The organism is Tolypothrix bouteillei VB521301 (genome assembly GCF_000760695.4).
Taxonomy (GTDB): Bacteria; Cyanobacteriota; Cyanobacteriia; order Cyanobacteriales; family Nostocaceae; genus Scytonema; species Scytonema bouteillei_A.
Window position 1 is genome coordinate 8,668,449 of sequence record NZ_JHEG04000001.1, and the last position, 18,095, is coordinate 8,686,543.

At 49.9% G+C, this 18,095-nt stretch carries 15 protein-coding genes and 1 pseudogene; all 16 read right to left on the reverse strand.

Annotated features, from left to right (window positions below; all coding sequences use genetic code 11):
- Positions 1-57: 57 nt before the first annotated feature.
- The 16 genes and pseudogenes from clpB to dnaK all read right to left on the reverse strand — a co-directional run bounded on the left by clpB (position 58) and on the right by dnaK (position 17,854).
- Complete coding sequence (clpB, locus tag HC643_RS35395; RefSeq protein ID WP_038092426.1) at positions 58-2,679, reverse strand: ATP-dependent chaperone ClpB; 2,622 nt, start codon at positions 2,677-2,679, stop codon at positions 58-60.
- A 44-nt stretch (positions 2,680-2,723) separates the two neighbouring features.
- The gene (locus HC643_RS35400; protein ID WP_038092429.1) at positions 2,724-3,041 is read right to left on the reverse strand and encodes a chaperone modulator CbpM; all 318 of its coding nucleotides are present in this window, start codon (positions 3,039-3,041) and stop codon (positions 2,724-2,726) included.
- Positions 3,038-4,045 carry a DnaJ C-terminal domain-containing protein gene (locus HC643_RS35405; protein ID WP_038092436.1) on the reverse strand — a complete coding sequence of 336 codons (1,008 nt, stop codon included), beginning with the start codon at positions 4,043-4,045 and terminating at the stop codon, positions 3,038-3,040. Before HC643_RS35405 ends, HC643_RS35400 begins: the two co-directional genes overlap by 4 nt.
- Positions 4,046-4,169: 124 nt before the next feature.
- Positions 4,170-5,144, reverse strand: a complete 975-nt coding sequence (locus HC643_RS35410) for a YfdX family protein (RefSeq protein WP_038092500.1) — start codon at positions 5,142-5,144, stop codon at positions 4,170-4,172.
- 277 nt (positions 5,145-5,421) lie between these two features.
- Positions 5,422-6,327, reverse strand: coding sequence for a YfdX family protein (locus tag HC643_RS35415; protein ID WP_038092445.1), 906 nt, complete (start codon positions 6,325-6,327; stop codon positions 5,422-5,424).
- Between the two features lie 188 nt (positions 6,328-6,515).
- Positions 6,516-7,355: an aldo/keto reductase gene (locus HC643_RS35420; RefSeq protein WP_038092503.1), complete on the reverse strand. Its 840-nt coding sequence runs from the start codon at positions 7,353-7,355 to the stop codon at positions 6,516-6,518.
- A 222-nt stretch (positions 7,356-7,577) separates the two neighbouring features.
- Positions 7,578-8,381 (reverse strand): SDR family NAD(P)-dependent oxidoreductase, encoded by an 804-nt coding sequence (locus HC643_RS35425; protein WP_038092448.1) that lies wholly within the window; start codon positions 8,379-8,381, stop codon positions 7,578-7,580.
- Positions 8,382-8,614: 233 nt separating this feature from the next.
- Positions 8,615-9,688, reverse strand: a complete 1,074-nt coding sequence (locus HC643_RS35430) for an NAD(P)-dependent alcohol dehydrogenase (RefSeq protein ID WP_038092450.1) — start codon at positions 9,686-9,688, stop codon at positions 8,615-8,617.
- 71 nt (positions 9,689-9,759) lie between these two features.
- A complete protein-coding gene (locus HC643_RS35435; RefSeq protein ID WP_038092455.1) occupies positions 9,760-10,650 on the reverse strand; it encodes an NAD(P)-dependent oxidoreductase in 891 nt (296 codons plus the stop codon).
- 10 nt (positions 10,651-10,660) lie between these two features.
- Positions 10,661-12,169, reverse strand: a complete 1,509-nt coding sequence (locus HC643_RS35440; RefSeq protein ID WP_038092458.1) for an aldehyde dehydrogenase family protein — start codon at positions 12,167-12,169, stop codon at positions 10,661-10,663.
- A 39-nt stretch (positions 12,170-12,208) separates the two neighbouring features.
- Positions 12,209-12,325, reverse strand: a pseudogene (locus HC643_RS42705) (YbhB/YbcL family Raf kinase inhibitor-like protein); the annotation flags it as partial.
- The gene (locus tag HC643_RS41785) at positions 12,286-12,633 is read right to left on the reverse strand and encodes an aldo/keto reductase (protein ID WP_038092461.1); all 348 of its coding nucleotides are present in this window, start codon (positions 12,631-12,633) and stop codon (positions 12,286-12,288) included. The gene HC643_RS41785 and the pseudogene HC643_RS42705, both read right to left, overlap by 40 nt.
- Positions 12,634-12,782: 149 nt before the next feature.
- Positions 12,783-13,454, reverse strand: a complete 672-nt coding sequence (locus tag HC643_RS35450) for a BON domain-containing protein (RefSeq protein WP_038092468.1) — start codon at positions 13,452-13,454, stop codon at positions 12,783-12,785.
- A 74-nt stretch (positions 13,455-13,528) separates the two neighbouring features.
- Positions 13,529-14,701, reverse strand: coding sequence for an alcohol dehydrogenase catalytic domain-containing protein (locus HC643_RS35455; RefSeq protein ID WP_237266013.1), 1,173 nt, complete (start codon positions 14,699-14,701; stop codon positions 13,529-13,531).
- A 304-nt stretch (positions 14,702-15,005) separates the two neighbouring features.
- Positions 15,006-15,779 carry a ChaB family protein gene (locus tag HC643_RS35460; protein ID WP_038092479.1) on the reverse strand — a complete coding sequence of 258 codons (774 nt, stop codon included), beginning with the start codon at positions 15,777-15,779 and terminating at the stop codon, positions 15,006-15,008.
- Positions 15,780-15,964: 185 nt separating this feature from the next.
- The gene (gene dnaK / locus HC643_RS35465; RefSeq protein ID WP_038092481.1) at positions 15,965-17,854 is read right to left on the reverse strand and encodes a molecular chaperone DnaK; all 1,890 of its coding nucleotides are present in this window, start codon (positions 17,852-17,854) and stop codon (positions 15,965-15,967) included.
- Between the last annotated feature and the right edge of the window lie 241 nt (positions 17,855-18,095).

Consider the following 18,095-nt stretch of genomic DNA (forward strand, 5'->3'; position numbering starts at 1 on the left):
CGCGATTAACCCTTGTCTGTACAAGAGTTATCTCTCCCTTGTGCTCCTCTGCCCTCTCTAAGCGTTGACCAGTTCAGGTGATAAGCACTTCAACACCAGTCGTTCATGTTCCACATGGACGTAGATTGTGTCGCCTTCGTGGAACTCGCCGCGTAGAATCGCTTTGGCAATCGGAGTTTCTAGTTCTCGCTGAATCGCCCGCTTCAGGGGACGAGCACCGTAAACTGGGTCATAACCGACCTGAACAATCCAATCGAGAGCCTCGTCGGAGATTTTAAGCAAGAGTTTACGCTCGCGCAGTCGCTCCTCTAAATGCTGCACTTGTAGTTTGACAATTTCGCGCAACTCGTCCTTCCGCAAGCTATGGAAGATAATGATTTCATCAATGCGGTTGAGGAATTCGGGGCGGAAACTTTCTCGAACTGCTTCCATGACGCGATCGCGCATTTGTTCGTACTTGCTATCATCTCCTGCCACATCCAAAATGTATATTGAACCAATATTGCTTGTCATAATCGCGATCGTATTTTTAAAATCTACTGTGCGTCCCTGAGAATCAGTTAGGCGACCATCATCCAGGATTTGCAGCAGGACGTTGAATACATCAGGATGAGCTTTCTCAATTTCGTCAAACAGAATTACAGAATAAGGTCGGCGGCGAATCGCTTCGGTGAGTTGTCCACCTTCTTCATAGCCCACGTAACCTGGAGGTGCACCGATGAGACGGGCAACAGCGTGTTTCTCCATGTATTCGGACATATCGATCCGCACCAGTGCATCTTCAGTATCAAACAGATATTCCGCTAAAGCTTTTGCCAGTTCTGTTTTTCCCACCCCGGTCGGGCCTAAGAAAATAAAGCTAGCAATGGGACGATTCGGGTCTGCTAACCCAGCACGGGAACGTTGAATTGCATCAGCAACAGCTCTTACAGCTTCGTCCTGACCAATCACACGTTTATGTAGCTCTTCTTCCAGATGCAAGAGTTTTTGCATTTCCGATTCAACCAGTCTGCTTACCAGAATACCCGTCCATTTGGAGATAATTTCGGCAATGTCAGCTTCGGTGACTTCTTCGCGCAACAGAGATTTACCGCTAGTCTGGATTTGAGCTAGTCGCGCTTCGGCTTCTTTTAGTTGTCGTTGCAGCTCAGTGAGTTTGCTGTATTTCAGTTCTGCTGCCCGGTTGAGGTCGTAATCGCGTTCGGCTTGCTGAATTTCTACATTGACACGCTCAATCTCTTGTCTAATTTGGCGAATGCGATCGATGATTTGCTTCTCTGCTTGCCATTGAGCATTGAGGGCATCTTGGCGTTCTTTTAACTCTGCAAGTTCTCTCTCCAGCCGTTCTAACCGCTCTCTGGAAGCACTGTCTGTTTCTTTTTGCAGTGACAGCCGCTCCATTTCCAGTTGCAGAATTTTGCGATCGATTTCGTCTAATTCTTCTGGTTTGGAAGTAATTTCCATTTTTAGTTTAGCCGCAGCTTCATCCACCAAATCAATAGCTTTGTCGGGTAGGAAGCGATCGCTAATATATCTCGCAGACAGAGTAGCTGCCGCAACTAACGCACTATCAGAAACCTTCACGCCATGGTGTAACTCGTAGCGCTCTTTCAAACCGCGCAGAATTGAGATGGTATCTTCCACACTGGGCTGATCGACATACACCTGCTGAAAACGACGTTCCAAAGCCGCATCTTTTTCAATATACTTGCGGTATTCATCTAGCGTGGTGGCACCAATACAGCGCAGTTCGCCGCGAGCAAGCATTGGCTTGAGCAAGTTGCTAGCATCCATCGATCCTTGCGTTGCACCCGCACCAACTACAGTGTGAATTTCGTCAATGAACAAGACGATTTGTCCCTGTGCTTCTTGGATTTCTTTTAAGACAGCTTTCAGGCGTTCTTCAAATTCTCCCCGGTATTTGGCTCCGGCAATTAACGCACCCATGTCTAAAGCTATTAGTTTGCGATCGCGCAATGATTCCGGGACATCACCACTGACAATGCGCTGCGCTAATCCTTCTACAATTGCCGTTTTACCGACACCAGGTTCACCAATCAGCACGGGGTTATTTTTAGTCCGACGAGAAAGGATTTGAATCGTGCGACGAATTTCTTCATCTCGTCCAATCACTGGGTCGAGTATGCCCTCATGTGCCAATTGGGTTAAATCGCGTCCGTATTTTTCTAGCGCTTCATATTTAACTTCCGGGTTTTGATCTGTCACTTTTTGACTCCCTCGAATCTGTTGAATGATGTTGCGGAGTTTTTTTTCATCCAGTCCAAATTCTTGAAACAACCCTTTACCAAAGCGATCGTCTTTGGCAAAAGCTAGTATTAAATGTTCAATAGAAATATATTCATCACCAAACTCTTTGCGGTATTGTTCAGCGCGATCGAGCAGCGTCTCTAAACTGTGTCCGATGTATACCGAACCACTGCTAGCCCCCGATACTTTGGGCTGACGGTTGATGAAGTCGATAGTGCGCTCGTGTAGTTTTTGAACATTTACCCCGGCTTTGTTGAAAATAGAACTGGCGAGTCCTTCCTGTTTTAATAGCGCTGGCATCAAATGTTCGCTCTCAATCTGCTGATGCTGAAACTGCTTGGCAATTTCGGGAGTCCGAACAAGGGCTTCCCAGGCTTTTTCGGTAAATTGCTCGGGATTGGTTGGTTGCATAATCGTGCCCCTTAGCTGAGAAATAAATTATTTTGTTAACGCTCTTAATTACGAATTTGTAATTCAGCACGGTAGGCGCGCAGTTGCGCCTTGAGTTGGGCAATTTCAGTTACCATATCTAGCACCATTGCTGCTCCGACCCAATTCAAGTTCAGATCGCGGTGCAACCTTTGAATCTGCACAACGCGAAATATATCCTGTCGGCGCAGCATGATTCCTACAGGTTCAATTAATCCCAGGCGGGCAAATCGTTCTAGCAATAAAACCGAGGTTTGGGTGAGGTAGGCGGCTTGCTCGAAACTATAGAGGCGATCGCCTGCTTCTGTCCACACCAAGCAAGACAAACTCAGGTTAGAACTCATAACTGCACCTCCGTTAAGCCCTGACGGGAATTAAAACTACTGACCTGCCGCAATTTTTCATAGCACTCTCTTTCCTTAGGACTCAAATCTTTGGGTGTCACAATTTTTAAACGCACGATCAAAGCGGTACGATTACCTTTTGGATCGCGCCAGCCCTTGCCACGTAGCCGGAGTGCTTGGCCGGAATCCACACCGGCTGGAATCGTCATCGTTACCTTGCCATCAGGCGTAGGAACATCTATTTGTGCGCCAAGCACTGCTTCTTCTGGGCTGACAGGTACTTCACAGGCAAGATTGTCGCCCTCAAATTTGAAGAAAGGATGAGGCAATAATTCAATCGACAGATAAAGATCGCCGCGTTGCTGGTTAAAAGGACTTATCTGTCCTTTGCCTTTTACCCGAATGCGGCTTCCCGGTTTCACACCGGGCGGAATACGAACAGTGATGGTTTCTCCATCAATTTGTAGCCGCTTCTGTGTACCGTGAAACGCTTCAGAAAAAGTGAGAGCGATCGCCGCTTCTGTATCCTGTGCGGGAACATCAGTGAAGCGGCCGAAAGGGTCTTCTCCATAGCCAAAGTCGGCGTATTCCCGGAATCCTTCTGGTCTTCTTGTAGTGCGATAATTAGCTGTGCGCTGTTTTGTACGACCGCCACTGCGACCTAACCCTCCCAGCAATTCATCAATGAAATCATTAAAGTTGCCATACTGGCTAAAGTCATAACCTTGTGTACCCGCCCCTCTGGGTGGAGGTGCACCCGCCGCAGCCTGTTGCCAGTACTGACCATACTGGTCATACTTCTGGCGTTTTTCCGGGTCGGACAGCACTTCATTAGCTTCGTTAATTTCTTTGAACCGCGCTTCGGCTTGCTTATCGTTAGGATTTAAGTCCGGGTGATATTTCCGTGCCAATTTCCGGTAGGCTTTTTTGATATCCTCCGGAGTGGCGTTCTTACTGACACCCAGAATTTCGTAATAATCTTTGAAATCAGTTGCTGCAACCATCAGCACCTCTTGAGATTAACGCGATGGGACGGGTGGGCAGAGGAGCAGAGGGAGATAAAATTCCTCACTCTTATACAGGCAAGGGTTCATCGCGTCTCTACTTCTAATTCTTGTACAGACGCGATTAATCGCGTCTCCTGGCTTCTGCCCTTTTCGAGGAATCATCTGGTTTAACGACTTCGGATACTCGGTTGAAGAAACTAAAGAATTGTTCCTGAAGCTTGGCAAATGCAACTGTTGTGTTCTCACGTGCCTTAACTTGCCGCTCTAGATTTCTAATTGCTTTGTCAAATTCTGCATACTCGCGATCGCCTCTGGCATATCCTAGTTCTTGAGCTAACTTAAGTTGGGCACGAGCATCTTCTAGCAACCTCTGTGCTGCGTCGCGATCCTTCTCTGCTAAAGTAACCGCAGTCACTAGATCGGTATGGGCTTTGACTAGCGGCAGGGGTCGAGCTTGTTCTGTGACCACTAAAGTTGAGAGCGCAAGTTGCAGCACGCCTTTGGCTTCATCAATTTTGCCTTCGTTCAACAACCGAGCTGCCTGCTTGGTAGCATCTGGATATCTCTCTAATGGCAGATTGACGATTGCTGTGCGAATCTCGCTCATCAAGTTGTTCAACAGTTCGCGAGCCGCCGGAAAATCTTCTGCATTTACAGCAGACTTAACTTGTTTGCGAATTCGGTCAACCAAATTAAAATCCTGAGGGGCAAAATCGAGGATCGCTACCTCAGCCGCCACCGGAATTAGAGCTAGTTTAGGGTATTGTGCCACCAGTATGTCAATTTTTCCAGTTGCTCGTTCTAGGGCAGCAATTGCTTCTTGAGTCTTTCCCCGCTCAATGGCAGCGATCGCTTTTTTAGTTTCTTCGATTGCGGCGATCGCTTCTCGATCCAGTTTACTTTCAGCCTCAGCTGTTGCCTGTTGCCTCTCCTTTTCAAGCTCCTGCTGAAGACTAGTATCAAGCTGATTTAATGTTTCAGGAGATACCGCAGCAGAGCTAACTGCATGAACGGGAGCGATGAATAAAAGCGAGGAGAAAAGAATACCCACTAACAGGACTTGCAGCCTTCTAAAGAATCTGTGATATCGGTTCATGATTATTCTCCTGATTTGTAAACTTGCTTTGCGCCTGGGATAGATACCTTTTTCGCCGCGATCGAACATCTGTACCTTTTTGGGTCTAAGGATTATTCAGGTTTTCCGCTACAACGCCACTTGACGCCAGTCGCTACAACGCGCTTAACCCGACGCTAAGTGCTTTATGCCGGGAAACCCTTTCGGCAGTTCCTTCTGGGAGAAACCCCCAAGAACGGACTGCCTCACCACCGCAGTGGCTCCCCCACACCCCCATACCCTTATACCCTTTCTTTGGTCACAAGCGTGCTGTAGAGAGCTGACTTTGGGTTTGCTGACTTTCATGAGATGGTCTGTTGACTCTGGACACCCGGTTGAAGAAACTAAAGAACTTTTCCCGGAGTTTGGCAAATGGACTTTCTGTTTTCTCCTTTGCCCTGATTTGCCGCTCAATGTCTCTGATTGCCCGGTCAAGTTCTTTGTACTCGGGATCGCGTCTAGCATAGCCCAGTTCTCTCGCCAGCTTGAGTTGGGTGCGAGCATCTTCCAGCAACCGCAGTACTTGGTCCCGATTTTGCTGGTCCTGATTTTGCTGGTCCTGTCCCTGAGCAGCTAAAGCCATTGCAGCAGCTAGTTCAGTAAGGGCATTAATCAGTGGAATGGGTCGAGATTGTTCTGTCACCACCAGAGTTGAGAGTGCCAGTTGCATTACCGCTCTGGCTTCATCGGTTCTCCCTTGATGCAACAATCGGGCGGCCTCCTTCATGGCATCAGGATACGTCTCAAGTGGCAGATTGACGGTTGATGTGCGAATCTCACTCACTAGGTTGTGCAACAATGCACGCCCAGTCGGAAAATCTTCCTCATTCACAGCCATCTTAGCTTCATCGCGAATTGGCTCAATCAAATCAAAATCCCGAGGGGCAAGATCGATAATGGTTATCTGAGTTGACACAGGAACCAGAGCCAGTTCAGAGTAGCGTGCTAGGAGAATATCAAGTTTTCCAGTTGCCCGTTCCAGAGCTTGAATGGTTTCCTGAGTGTTTTCCCGATCGATGGCGTTGATTGCATTGCGAGTTTCTTCGAGCGCGGCGATTGCGTCCCGATCTAAGGAACTTTGAGCCTCATTCGTTGCCTTTTGCCTCTCCTGTTCAATCTCCTGCTGAGATTGAGGATTGGGCTGATTCAATGTCGTAGAGTTCATAATCTTCTCCTTGTTTGTTAATTTGTTTTGGGTTTAGAATAGGTGTTTTTTTCATCGCGATCGAACAATTGTTCGATCTACTTCTAAGCCTTCACTAGCCCATTAGTTTTTCCTTTGGTCTTGTACCAGAGGCTTCTCCCCTGCTCCACTCGGACTGCTCCCTTGCCCCTTTGTTGGTTGCAGGCGAGCTACAGCATTGGAAGCACGTGGGGACGGGGACCGGGCGGGAAAGCTTTATCGATCCGATCGAGCTCGGCTTCGGTCAACTGGAGATCCCCAGCCCCGGCGTTTTCGGCTGCGTGCTCGGGGCTAGAGGCCTTGGGGATTGCAAAGAGCAAGGGCCGCCGCACTAGGAACCGAAGCGCAACCTGGCGAGGGGTCGCGTTGTGTGCGGCGGCGATTTCCTGCAGCACGCGGCCTCCGGTCGTGTGCGGATCTGGGAAGTGCCCGTGACCGAACGGGCTGTAGGCGACCACGGCGACGCCATGCTTCTCACACCAAGGAATCACGGCATGCTCGATCGCGCGCTCTTTCAAATGGTAAAGAACCTGGTTGCAGACGAAACGACCCTCGCCAGCGATCGCCCGGGCATCTTCAAGGTCGGGCAGATCGAAGTTGCTCACTCCCCAGGAGAGAATCTTCCCCTCGTGCTGAAGCTGCTCGAAGGCAGCGATCGTCTCCTCCAGTGGGTGTTGACCGCGCCAGTGCAACAGATAAGAGTCCAGCCGATCGGTATGAAGTCGAGCGAGCGATTTCTCGCAAGCTACGATCGTCCCTCTGCGAGAAGCATTTCCAGGAAGAACCTTGGAAACCAGGAAAACCCGATCGCGTCGTCCAGCGATCGCCTCGGCGACCACCTCCTCGGCGCTGCCGTACATCTGTGCCGTGTCGATGTGGGTCATGCCGAGATCGAGTCCTTGGCGCAAAGCGGCGATCGCAGAGGCGCGGTCACCATTGTCGATGTACCAGGTTCCTTGACCGATCGCTGCGACCGCGCGCTGAATGGAACCGAATCGACGCTGTTCCATATTTGTCCTCCTGGCTAAATTCGTTGCTTTTACAAGTTGACGAGGGTCTTCTGAGCGATCGGCTTGACTTTTGTGCTGCGTAATTAGCGAAACTCGATTCATGGGAAAGCCAGTTCGCCTAAGCTGCTGTAGTGCTGCTTCTGCACAAGCGTGATTTTGAAACAAACCTGCTGCCGCAGTCCGAAGAATTGGATTCATATCACGGTTCTTCTTAGTGTTAAATTAGTTGATGCTGGCGACTGAGCCGCCATCTACTCGATAGTTTGATCCAGTCACAAAAGAAGTCGCTTCAGACGCTAGAAAAACCACAACTGCCGCAACCTCTTCGGGTTTTCCCGCACGTTCAAGCACCAGATTCGGTCGATTTTGGTGTAAAAACTCGACTTCTGCTTGTTGTTGGGAAATGCCTTTACTTTTAGCTTGTTGTTCCAGCATTTTGTCAACCATTGGGGTTTCGATAAACGCAGGCGAAACAGCATTCACTAAAATCCCATCTTTGGCATAAGCCTTTGACAAGCTTTTCGTCAAATTAATCAAAGCGGCTTTCGAGGCGTTGTAGTGAGGCATAGTCGGATCAGGTTGAATTCCAGACTCTGAGGCTAAGTTAATAATCCGTCCCCATTTCTGCTGCTGCATGTGCGGTAAGGCAGCACGAATGAGTTGTACGGTCGAGAATAAGTTAATTTTGAAGACCTCAAGCCACTCCTCGTCAGAAATTTGCTCAAACACCTGCGTTTGACCCAGGGTTCCGGTGATATTTACTAGGATGTGAACTACGCTAAATTTGTCAATCGTGCGATCGACAAGTGATTGCATTGCTTGAGACTGCGTGGCATCTTCGGCGATCGATTCCGCAATTCCGCCCCTCTGACGAATCGAGTCAGCAACTTGCTCAAGGTGAGCTTCACTTCTAGCGCTGAGTACAACCCGACACCCTTCTTGAGCAAGCGCGATCGCAACTGCTTTGCCTAATCCTTGGCTCGCCCCGGTCACGATCGCAACTTTATCTTTAAGTCCCAGTTCCATTCAGTTCTCCTGGATAATCAAACGTGCAAAACGAGATCGATGAAGTTGATACAAATTAGAATGCTGAGCGGAATCAGTTGACCCCAAACAATTGCCCTAATCGCCGCCTTTAGGTTGGCAAATTTAGTTTTCAGGCCTTCCGAGATTGAATAAACTTGCTGAGCTAGATTCTTGGGGCTGAAGGTCTAGCTTTTAGTGGTGGTACACGTCGATATGACCCGATGAAGCTACGATCAGCCGCGATCGAACTCCTGCTGAAGCAAAGCTATATCAATCACAAAGCGGTATCGAACATCTCCTTTCAACATTCGCTCATAGGCTTCATTAATTTGCTGAATCGGAATAACTTCAACATCCGAGACAATGCCATGTTCTCGACAAAAATCGAGGACTTCCTGAGTTTCAGCAATACCACCAATCAATGATCCAGCCACGCTGCGACGGTGAAACGCGACTTGGCTATTGTTCAATCCTGGCTCTAATGGTTCTAGTGCGCCGACTAGAGTGAGCGTAGCATCGCGCTTGAGCAGATTGATGTAAGGATTGATGTCGTGCGAGGTCGGAATCGTACTGAGAATGTAGTCAAAACTGAGTTGGTGTTGACTCATTGCGTCTCGATCGGTCGAGAGTACGACATCATCTGCACCTAAGCGACGAGCATCCACTTCTTTTTCTGGCGAAGTAGTAAACACCGTGACATTGGCACCCATTGCTTTTGCTAGCTTAATTGCTATGTGTCCCAGTCCCCCTAGCCCAACAATCCCGACTTTTTGACCAGAACTAACCTTCCAGTGGCGTAGAGGAGAATAGGTAGTAACGCCTGCACATAGTAATGGTGCAACAGCTTTTAAGTCTAGATTCTCAGGCACTTTTAGAACGAATTTTTCAGTTACAACAAGGTTGTTGGAGTAACCACCGAAGGTGTTCGTGCCGTCTGGTTTTTGCGGTCCATTGTAAGTCGCTGTCCAGCCTTTCGGTCCTTCGCAGTATTGTTCTAATCCCTCTTTACACGGGGTACAAGACTGACATGAGTCGATCATGCACCCCACGCCTGCCAAATCGCCTGCTTTGAATTTAGTCACCGCTGATCCCACTTTGACCACTCTCCCAACAATTTCATGTCCAGGGAGACAAGGATAAACTGTGTTCTGCCATTCATTGCGAACCTGATGCACATCAGAATGACAAACACCACAGTACAAAATTTCGATCTGTACGTCCTTTTCCTCTGGTTCTTGGCGCTCGAATGCGAGGGGAGCAAGGGGAGTTTTCTCGTTCTGAGCCGCGTATCCAATGCTCTTGAGCATAAATGTCCTTCCTTGAGAATAAAACAGCTTAAGCTTCAATCCCAGTGCAAAAAAGTGGTAAGAGCTTCTGGCTACAAATTCGCGGATGCAAGGTTTTCCATCAATCGAATCACTGCGGAAAAATCTTCCTCGATGTTTTTGGCTTGGGCGATCGCATACACTTGTTGAGCAACCGCAGTTGCAGGCATGGGCACCGAACATTGGGCTGCCTGCTGTCGAACGAGATCAAAATCCTTGACCATCAATCGCAGCGCAAAATTGACCGGATACTCGTTTTGTTTAGCATTTTCAAGCTTGCCTCTGTGGGCTGGAGCTACCACTGCCATCTGTTCAAGGACATCTAGCAGCTTTGATCGTTCTAATCCGCTCTTTTCTCCTAACACAATCGCTTCTGCCAGTGCTTGCATTCCTACACCTAGTAACGTATTCACCACAAGCTTCATTGTTGCTCCCATGCCGACCGCTCCCATGTGGAAGCTCGCCTTTCCCAACACCTCAAAAATCGGTTTGCACTGCTGATAAATCGCTTCATCTCCGCCCACTAAAATCAATAAACTCCCTTCTTTGGCTTGTGGGACACTGCCGGATACGGCGGCATCAATCATGGCTAGATTTCTCTGTTGGGCCGCTTGGTGAATTCGTTGGGACGTTTGGGGCGCAACCGTACTCATATCAATCAGAATGGTATTGGCGTTCGCTCCCGAAATTGCACCATTTTCGCCGAGCATCACTGCCTCAACGGCGGCATCATTCGCAACACAAGAGATAATGACATCACAACGAGATGCCAGCGTTTTCGGTGAATCTGCGATCGCTGCCCCTTGTTGAGTGAAAGACTGAGTTTTTTCAGAACTGCGATCGTAGACCGTCAAGAGATAGTTCGCTTTGAGCAGTTGCAGCGCCATACAACTCCCCAAGCTGCCGAGTCCAATAAAGCCGATCTTAGGTTTGTCGGTTGCCATAGTGATTTGCTTAGAAAGGATAAACACGCGGAGTCCGCTGCACCGTGATCCAATGGTCAGTGGTAAATTCTTCGATCGCCCAACTTCCCCCAAATCGCCCAATTCCACTGTTCTTCTCGCCACCAAACGGAGCGTTGGGCAGATCGTTCACGGTCTGATCGTTAATATGAGTCATGCCTGCTTCGACTTGCAGCGCGAACTGCAATCCCCGTTGCTCATCGCGGGTAAAGACAGCGCTCGACAATCCGTACTCTGTACTGTTAGCTACCTGTAATGCCTCGGCTTCATCTCGAACTTTAATCAGTGGAGCAACAGGTCCAAACAACTCCTCCCGCGCAACCGTCATTTGATTGGTCACACCAACAAACACATGAGGAGGTAGCACTAATCCCTCTGGATCGCCGCCCAACAGTTGACGCGCACCTTCTTGATGGGCGGATTGGATATGCTTCATCAGAGAATCTAACTGCGCTTGATCAATGATTGGACCAATGGCGGTATCGGGATCATTGGGGTCGCCTACTTTGAGTTGGCGAACGCGATCGACAAAGCGATCGACAAATTCATCATGCACCCGCTGATCGATAATGAAACGATTGATGCTCATACAAATCTGACCCGCATTCAAGAACTTGCCAAACACCGCAGCATTGACGGCAAGCTCCAAATCCGCATCATCGAGCACCACAAATGGACTACTGCCACCGAGTTCGAGTGAGACTCGTTTCATCAAGGGGCTACTCATGGCAAGTTGTCCGATATGTCGCCCTGCTTTTGTTGATCCGGTAAAGGTAATCACACGCGGAATGGGGTGCGCGATAAATGCGTCGCCAATCTCACTGGCTTTTCCAGCAATCACACTAAACACACCTTCAGGAAGTCCAGCTTCCTCATAGATTTTGGCAAGAATGAAGCCACCAGAGATCGGGGTCATGGACGGTGTTTTTTGTACCACGGCATTGCCAACTGCCAACGCAGGCGCGATCGAGCGATTAGCAAGATGTAGCGCAAAATCCCAGGGGCTCACCACTCCTACCACTCCGACAGGTTGGCGATACACTCGGCTTTCTTTTCCAGGTAGATCAGAAGGCAGGATCTGACTGTCCGCCTGATAGGGAGCCGCTATCACTTGTTGCATCAGTGCATAGGCAGACTGCCATTCCAACATCGCTTTACTCCGTGGACTGCCTGCTTCCCGAATCAGCCAGGACACAATTTCTTCTTGACGAGCGTTCATGATTTCAGCCGCCCGCTGCATCACCTGCGATCGCTCACTCGGCAGAGCTTTTGCCCATTCGATCTGAGCTTTCTTAGCCGTTTGATAAGCCTCATCAATGTCTTGCTCACTCGCTGCTTGATATTCTGCAATCGGAGCTTGATGGTAAGGATCAACAGATGTAATTTTGTGCTCAGAATGACCTTGCACCCATCTTCCGCCAATGAATAAGCGATCGAGTCCTGCATAAGCAGGTGGGCTGTCAGGAGACTGAGGCGTTTTTCTAGGAGCGATTGCTGTCATGAGAAAATCTCCTTGAGAATGAGGTCTTGATCGTTGCGACTATCGCTCATACACGCCCACGAGCCGCGTTTGCTCGATGACGTGGGTTTCGATCGCAGCTAATAGTTGTTCGCGATTCAGATTCGGCTTGAGATCGAGGGTGGTATCCAGGGCATAAAGCCAGAAATAGTAGTGGTGTAACCCGTGTCTCGGAGGTGGGGAAAGTTCCGTGTATCCAGGCTAATTCGTACTCTTGATGCCTTCTGTGAACTTGCTACCACTCGCTTTTGCAATGCGATCGCCTCGGCGACCACCTCCTCGGCGCTGCCGTACATCTGTGCCGTGTCGATGTGGGTCATGCCGAGATCGAGTCCTTGGCGCAAAGCGGCGATTGCGGAGGCGCGAGCGCAGCGATCAATGTACCAAGTCCCTTGACCGATCGCTGCCACCTCACGCTTTGTGGAACCAAACCGACGCTGTTCCATGCTTGTTCTCCTGATTAGATTCTTTTCTTTTGCAAGTTAGCAATTACACTTCGTGTACACTGCGCGATTACACTCTGTGTACGCTGCGCGAACGCGTCGATGCGATCCTCACTCTCCATCCTCAGGCTCGTTCCTGATGTCGGTCAGGCTTAGGGCGAGATCGCGATCCGGTTTTCCACCGAGGTGATTCCTGGTGCCGACCACGCTGCCCGCTCCGCCTCTTGCCTCTCAGCCCAAGAGCGCACCGCCCCCCTCAGGATGACCTTGCTCCCCTCCACCTCGACCGCGATCCGCAGCGCGTCGGTCTCCGCGCTGCGCACCAGCGCCTGCTCAATTTTCTGCTTGAGTTCCGACGGCGACACGCGGGGCTTGATGGTGAGCAAGTTGGTCACCCCCTTGACGCCTTTCAGGCGGCGGACAACTCGCTCGGCATCGTGCTTCTGGTACTCCCACTCGACCACACCCCTGAGCGTGACCCAGCCCTTGGAGACCGTGACGTCGAGATTATCGATGGACACGCCGGCATCCCACTCCAGCGCATGAATGGCGGCTGCGGCAATGTCGGCGTCAGTGCGCTCGGCAGAGACCGGCAGCCGAACCTCGATGTCGTTGGCCACGGCCAGTACGCCACGGACGCGGTGGGCAGCTTCTTCGGCAGCCCAGCGCTTGTAAAAGGAATCGACCCAGCCTGTGAGCGTAACAACACCGTCTTTGACGGCCACGCCGATTTCGGTAGACTGGACGCGGGAATCCCACTTCAACTCATTCAGCACATCCTTTTGGATTTCCTCGTCAGTTTGGGTTGCGGTTGCAGTTGTCATGGTTGTTTCTCCTTACGGTCAAATTTCATTGAATGGCTGCGGTGACTGCTTCTTTGGTTACGCCTCATCCTGCTCTATGCGGCTTTCTTCGTGCTGCCGTGCGGGTCGATGACGAACTTCTTCGGCGAGCCATCGCTAAATATCCGGTAAGCCTCCGGTGCTTGGTCGAGCGAGATGATCTCGGTGTTCACGACTTCGCTCAAGTAAGGCATCCGGTCCCACAGGATCGCCATCATCAGTTGGCGGTTGTATTTCATGATCGGAGCTTGTCCTGCCGTCAGCGACGGCGACTTGATCCACGCCTTGCTGAAGGTAAGGGGGAGCAGACCTTGCTTGGCCATGTCGGTCTTGGCTCCAGGATCGGCATCGGTGTAGATGCCGGGGATGCCCATCGCGCCCCCCGCCCGGACCACTTCAAACAGGGTGTTAAGTATCGCTTCTGAATGCTCTTCTCCGTCTTCCCGTCCGTAGCCATGCGCCTCAAGACCCACGCAGTCCACTCCGGAATCGACTTCCCTCTCTCCCAAGATTGCTTCAATCTGGTCGGCAACTGGCGTATCTTTCCTCGTGTCTACGGTTTCGTAGCCCGCTTTTTTCACCAGGTCTAACCGCTCCTGGTTTCTGTCGCCCACAATGATGCAGGACGCGCCCAAGAAGCGAGCACTGGCAGCGGCACAGCGACCCACTGGACCTGCGCCAGCGATGTAGACCGTCGATCCCGACCCGACCCTTGCTTCTATGCAGCCGTGAAAGCCGGTCGGCAAGATGTCTGAGAGCAGCGTCAGATCCCTGATCTTTGACATTGCTTGGTCTTTGTCGGGGAACTTTAAGAGGTTCCAGTCGGCGTAGGGAACCATGAGGTATTCGGATTGCCCGCCCTGCCAGTCGCCGAGGTTGAAGCCGTAAGCTCCGCAGTCTACTTCGGGGTTGACGTTCATGCAGACGTCGGTGTGACGCTCCTTGCAGTTGCGGCAGCGTCCACAGGAGACGTTAAATGGAACAGAACAAAGATCGCCAACATGAATAAACTGCACGTCCCGACCCACTTCGATCACCTCGCCAGTCATCTCATGTCCCAATTGCATTCCTACAGGAGCCGCAAACCGACCGTGATAGATGTGCTGATCGCTGCCGCAGATGTTTGTTGTTACGATCTTGAGAATCGCTCCGTGATCGGCTTTGTTGCCACGAGGATCGATGAGTTTTGGGAAATCAAGATTTTTAACCTCGACTTTCCAAGGACCCATATAGACTACTCCACGATTGCTTACCATAGCTTGTTCATCCTCTTTTTATGATTTGAACTACTAAATTTCATTTCAGGTTCCCTCAGCTAGTTTCACGGGGCGCAACAACATCGCATTGGCTGCCACAAGTACTCAAGGGAGGAAAAAAGAAAGCCCACGATCAAAACTTGCAGCCCTTTAAGGAGTCAGCGATCTCAGTTCATGATGGTTCTTCTAGTTTTTTAAGTTGTTTTGTGACTGGAATAAGTGCCTTGTTCATCGCGATGGGCTACGCCCCACCGTAGGTGATCGCAACTCTGGAAATTTACGATATGACTTTAGACTTGGAATAAGTGCCTTGTTCGTCGCGATCGAACACCTGTTTGACCCGATCCCAAGCCTTCGTCAAGACATTATCTTTTCCATTGGCTTCTCGGAACGACCGATTGTAGGTATCAACAAAAGTTTTTTGCGCGTCGTCCGACAGATTTGCTCTAATTTCTGGTGAAATCTGCTCATTATCTGCCAGTTCACCTTCTGGTTGACGGGGAATCTTCATGTCAGTGATAGCGACTTCTTCCGCACCCGCACTTTCTAACAGTGAGACAACTTCGTCTGCTTGTTCTTGTGGCACTTCCGCGACCAGTAAAAACTCACCTGTTTTCAGGCGTGTTTCGTAAACAGCAGCTTTGTCCTCCGGCATACCCATTGCGATTAAGGCAGATCCAATGCCTGCTCCCAAGGAACCATATAAAGCACCGCCTGCCGCTCCTAATAATGCTGCTCCCAAAGGGCCTGCTGCTACTACGGTTCCTAAAAAGGGAATGAACAACACGCCCACACCCGTAAGTAAAGCCAAGATAGAACCAAATAGCGATCCAAAAATCGCTCCGGTGGCGAGTCCATCCAAGATCACATCTTGTTTAGTCACAAATCCGGAGATACGAGTTTCGGTGTGGAAGTCGCGACCAATAATCGAAATGTTATCTTTGGGAACGCTGCGATCGATTAGACGCTCAACCACTTCTTGCATCTTCTTCTCATCTTTGATGATAGCAGAGACACTTTTGAGGGCGGTTTTTTCAGATGTAGAAATCATAAAAATTACTCCAAATTAAAAAGCTAGATAATATCACGAAATGTGACGCAGATTTAAGGAAGCGGGGATAGGAAGAGAGTATTTGATAATTTCACTGCGTCACCCTCTGGGTGACGCACGCAGGCTCGTTAAAGCAGTTCCTTTAACTCTGGGAACCAAAGCAACGGACTGCTCGCTGCGTCTTGTTACTTTTGTTCCACAAAGTCTGCATCGATGACATCTTCACCGCCGCCTTGACGGTCTGTAGAAGTACCACCGTTTGGAGATGCACCTGCTTGTGAGTAAACCGCAGTGCCGATTTGCATCAGGGCTTGTTGAATTTCGTTGGTGAGAGACTTCATGCGATCGATGTTGTTCTGCTCAATTGCCTGACGCAAGTCTCGAATTAAGCCTTCCACGCGGGACTTGTCTGCTGGTGGCACTTTGTCGCCCAAATCCTGAAGTTGTTTCTCGGCTTGATAGGCAACAGAATCTGCCATGTTTTTGGTATCAATTTGTTCGCGCCGCCTACGGTCTTCTTCCGCATTGCGCTCGGCTTCTTTCACCATCCGTTCTACTTCAGATTTGTCCAGGGTGGACGCACCTGTGATGCTAATAGACTGTTCTTTACCTGTGGCTTTTTCTCTGGCAGTTGCTGACAGAATCCCGTTAGCATCAATGTCAAAAGTAACTTCGATCTGTGGCATACCTCTGGGAGCTGGAGGAATCCCATCTAGTCGGAAGGTTCCCAGGCTCTTGTTGTCGGATGCCATTTCGCGTTCACCTTGCAGAACATGGATTTCTACGTTTGTTTGTGCGTCAGCCGCCGTTGAGAACACCTCAGACTTCTTCACTGGGACAGTGGTATTGCGCGGAATAATCTTGGTCGTCACACCACCTAGAGTTTCAACACCCAGCGACAACGGCGTGACATCTAGGAGCAGTACGTCTTTTACCTCACCCCCAAGCACACCCGCCTGAATTGCTGCACCCACTGCTACGACTTCATCCGGGTTGACACCCTGGTGTGGGTCTTTGCCTATTATCTGCCGTACCAGTTGCTGGACAGCTGGCATTCGAGTTGCACCACCCACTAGGATGACTTCGTCAATATTTGCGGGACTCAGTTTAGCATCGCGCAGAGCTTGTTCGACAGGAATGCGGCTGCGATCGAACAAGTCGGCGCACATTTGCTCGAACTGTACCCGCGTTAAGGTCATATCTAGATGTTTCGGGCCTTCCGGGGTTGCGGTAATAAAAGGTAAGTTAATGTTCGTCTGTGTTGCGCCTGACAGTTCAATTTTGGCTTTTTCTGCTGCTTCGGTGAGGCGTTGCAGGGCTTGTTTGTCTTTACGGAGGTCGATGCCTTCGTTACGCTGGAATTCGGTTGCTAGCCAGTCTACAATTCTCTTATCAAAGTCATCACCGCCCAAGTGGGTGTCGCCACTGGTAGCTTTCACTTCAAACACACCATCACCCACTTCTAGGATAGACACGTCAAACGTTCCACCACCTAAGTCAAAGACTAGGATGGTTTCATTGGTTTTTTTGTCAAGTCCGTAGGCGAGGGCAGCCGCCGTTGGCTCGTTGATAATTCGCAGAACTTCAATCCCGGCAATTCTACCGGCATCTTTGGTAGCCTGCCGTTGAGAGTCATTGAAATAGGCAGGGGTGGTAATTACCGCTTGCCTCACTGGTTCCCCCAGATATGTGCTGGCATCATCTATTAGCTTGCGGACTACCTCAGCCGCGATTTCTTCGGGTGAAAATTCCTTGTTCAGAGCGGGACAGTGTAGCTTGACATTGCCATTACTGTCACGTACTACTTTGTAAGTAACTTGTTTTGCCTCTTGGGTGACTTCATCATACCTGCGCCCGATGAACCGCTTCACAGAATAAAAAGTGTTTTCTGGGTTCATTACACCCTGGCGCTTGGCAATTTGCCCGACAAGTTTTTCGCCCTTCTTGGTGTAGGCAACCACAGACGGAGTTGTGCGACCACCTTCTGTGTTCGGAATAACGACGGGTTGTCCGCCCTCTATTACAGCTATACAGGAGTTGGTAGTTCCTAAATCAATACCAACGATTTTTGCCATCGTCAGCAACCTCCTTCAAAGATTAAGATAAAAAATTAAGAGTCTGGATTTAGGACAAGTTGAATAAATGGTATTAAGAAGGCAGAGGGCAGAAGGGGAAACCCCATAAATAAATTTAGGGGATTTAACAACGGCTTCTGAAAGTAAGGATTTCCCGACTTGAGCAAACTGGCGTGGGCTTGTGACCTTTTGTCAGAGGGAAGAATCTATCCTTGAACCTTCTGCTCTCTGGCTCCTTAGC